Source organism: Microbacterium sp. zg.Y909 (genome assembly GCF_024626565.1).
In genome coordinates this window covers 1-3003 of sequence record NZ_JANJFJ010000475.1, presented here as the reverse complement: position 1 = coordinate 3003, position 3003 = coordinate 1, and the positions used below count along the sequence as shown (strand labels likewise).

Annotated in this window: 3 protein-coding genes; all 3 read left to right on the top strand. The window is 73.2% G+C overall.

Annotated elements, in window-relative coordinates; translation table 11 throughout:
• Positions 1-1263, top strand: a 1263-nt coding sequence (locus NQ160_RS21545) for an ATP-binding protein (protein ID WP_441338271.1), incomplete at its 5' end; no start/stop codon positions are given.
• Positions 1260-2108: an orotidine-5'-phosphate decarboxylase gene (pyrF, locus tag NQ160_RS21540; protein WP_257517108.1), complete on the top strand. Its 849-nt coding sequence runs from the start codon at positions 1260-1262 to the stop codon at positions 2106-2108. The genes NQ160_RS21545 and pyrF, both read left to right, overlap by 4 nt.
• A complete protein-coding gene (gmk, locus tag NQ160_RS21535; protein ID WP_257517107.1) occupies positions 2101-2997 on the top strand; it encodes a guanylate kinase in 897 nt (298 codons plus the stop codon). The genes pyrF and gmk overlap by 8 nt, the downstream gene beginning before the upstream one ends.
• Positions 2998-3003 lie beyond the last annotated feature (6 nt).

Below are 3003 nucleotides of genomic sequence, written 5' to 3'. Positions count from 1 at the left end.
GCTCCGCGCAGCGGCACCGCGATCGACGTCGACGGCGCCGTGGCGATCGCGGAGGGCATCGGCTACCCGGTGCTCGTGCGACCGAGCTTCGTGCTCGGCGGCCGCGGCATGGAGATCGTCTACGACACCCCCAGCCTGCGCGACTACTTCGTGCGCATCGCCGACCAGGCCATCATCGGACCCGGCATGCCGCTGCTGGTGGACCGGTTCCTCGACGACGCGGTGGAGATCGACGTCGACGCGCTGTACGACGGCACCGACCTGTACATCGGCGGCGTCATGGAGCACCTCGAAGAAGCCGGCATCCACTCGGGCGACTCCAGCTGCACGCTGCCGCCGATGTCGCTCGGCCGGGGCGAGATCGACCGCGTGCGCGAGGCGACGCGGTCCATCGCCGAGGGCGTGGGCGTGCGGGGTCTGCTGAACGTGCAGTTCGCCGTCAGCGCGGGCGTGCTCTACGTCATCGAGGCGAACCCGCGCGCCAGCCGCACGGTGCCGTTCGTGTCCAAGGCGCTCGGCATACCCCTGGCCAAGGCGGCCGCCCGCATCATGGCAGGAACCCCCATCGCCGGGCTCATCGCCGAGGGGATGCTGCCCGAACAGGACGGCTCCCGCGTGCCGCTGGATGCCCCCATCGCCGTCAAGGAGGCGGTGCTGCCGTTCAAGCGCTTCCGCACCAAGGACGGCCGCATGGTCGACTCCGTGCTCGGCCCGGAGATGCGCTCCACCGGTGAGGTCATGGGCATCGACCGCGACTTCCCGACGGCATTCGCCAAGAGCCAGGCGGCGGCGTACGGCGGCATGCCGTTGTCGGGGACCGTCTTCATCTCGGTCGCCGACGACGACAAGCGCGCCGTGATCCTGCCCGCGCACCGCCTGCAGGAGCTCGGGTACACCATCACCGCGACCGAGGGCACGGCTGAGATCCTGGCGCGCAACGGCATCGCCGTCACGGTGGTGCAGAAGTACTCCGCGACGATCGAGAGCGGCGAGCCCAACATCGTCGACCTCATCAACGCGGGCGAGATCGACATGATCGTCAACACGCCCTCGGGCGGGATCTCCCGTGCCGACGGATACGAGATCCGGGCCGCGGCCGTGGCCGCCGACAAGGCGCTGTTCACCACCATGGCGGTGCTCGGCGCCGCCGTCAGCGCCCTGCCGGTGCTGCGCGAAGGGTTCCGCGTGCGGAGCCTGCAGGAGTACGCCGCCGACCGCGCCGCAGATCTGGCCGCGAGCCGGGGCGCCCGAGGAGGACGATGACCGGCTTCGGCGGGCGACTGCGCGAGGCCCTCGCGACGCGGGGTCCTCTCTGCGTCGGGATCGATCCGCACGAGCACCTGCTGGCCGAATGGGGCCTGCCTTCGACGGCAGCAGGCACCCGTGAGTTCGGGCTGCGCGTCGTGGATGCCGCGGCCGGCCGCGTCGGCATCGTCAAGCCCCAGGTGTCGTTCTTCGAGCGGTGGGGGTCCGCCGGCTTCGCGGCGCTCGAGGACGTGCTCGCGGCGGCGCGCGCGGCGGGGCTCGTCGTCATCGCCGACGCCAAGCGCGGCGACATCGGCACGACCATGGACGCCTACGCCCGCGCGTGGCTGACCCCCGGGTCTCCACTCGAGGCCGACGCCGTGACCCTCAGCCCGTATCTCGGGGTGGGGGCGCTCACCGGCACGCTGGAGTACGCGCTGCAGCACGGCAAGGGCGCGTTCGTGCTCGCCGCCACCAGCAACACCGAAGCCCGCCGGCTGCAGGGCGCCCTCGACGACGACCGCGCCGCGACGGTCGCCGCGCTCGTGGTGGAGGAGGTCTCGGCCTTCAACGCACGCACCGCCGCGGCAGGGGAGCCCGCCGGCGTCGGCTTCGTGATCGGCGCGACCGTCGACCTCGCTCAGGCAGGGCTGTCGGGCGCGCTGGCTCCAGCGGCCCCCGTGCTGGCACCCGGCTTCGGCGCCCAGGGCGCCCGGCCGGAGGACCTGGTCGCGCTGGCTGAGGCCCTTGCCTCACCGGTCGTCGCCAGTGAGAGTCGCAGCATCCTGTCGGCGGGTCCGACGACACTGGCCGCGCGCATCGCTGAGCGCGCGGCGCTGTACCCGGAGGTGGAACATGGTTGATGCACAGCATCCTCCCGAGGTCGACCGCGCCGCGGCATCCCGCCGTGCGGTCGCCGCCCGTCGTGAGCGCGCGGCGCTCAAGCGCGACGTCGCCACGCGCGTGATCTCGCCGCAGGAGCTGCTGCGCCGCGCACTTGCCGAGCCGGGCTCGCCGGCGGGCGCCATGCGGGTGCCGGAGTTCCTGACGTCCATCCCCGCGATCGGAGAGGGAAAGCGCGACCGCATCCTGCAGCAGCTGGGCATCTCGCCCGTCAAGCGCCTGGGCGGCCTCGGCACGCGCCAGCGCGTGGCGCTGCAGCGCTTTCTCGACGAGCGCTGGCCGGAGCCGGCCGCCCGTGCCGGTCGCAGCCGGCTGATCGTGCTGGCCGGCCCCACGGCCGTGGGCAAGGGGACGGTCGCCGCGTACATCAAGGAGCACCACCCCGAGATCATGCTGTCCGTCTCGGCGACCACGCGCGCGCCGCGACCGGGCGAGGTCGAGGGCGAGCACTACTTCTTCGTCGACGACGCCGAGTTCGACCGGCTGGTGCGCGACGGCGAGCTGCTCGAGCACGCCACCGTGCACAACCACCACCGCTACGGCACGCCCCGCGCGCCGATCGACGCGGCGCTGGCCGACGGGCGCACCGTGCTGCTGGAGATCGACCTGCAGGGCGCCCGCCAGGTGCGTGCGGCCGAGCCGAGCGCGACGCTCGTCTTCCTGCTGCCGCCGAGCTGGGACGAGCTGGTGCAGCGCCTGGTCGGGCGGGGCACCGAGGGCGACGAGGAGCGCGCCCGGCGCCTGCGCACCGCCAAGGTGGAGCTCGCCGCGCAGGGCGAGTTCGACTACCGCGTGGTCAACGACGACGTGGCGCACGCCGCCGCGGAGGTCGCGAAGATCGCGCACTGACGGTGC

Bases quoted from the DNA above. Each gene is read 5' to 3' on its own strand.
- pyrF (WP_257517108.1), top strand. From the start codon at position 1,260: ATGACCGGCTTCGGCGGGCGACTGCGCGAGGCCCTCGCGACGCGGGGT.
- gmk (WP_257517107.1), top strand. From the start codon at position 2,101: ATGGTTGATGCACAGCATCCTCCCGAGGTCGACCGCGCCGCGGCATCC.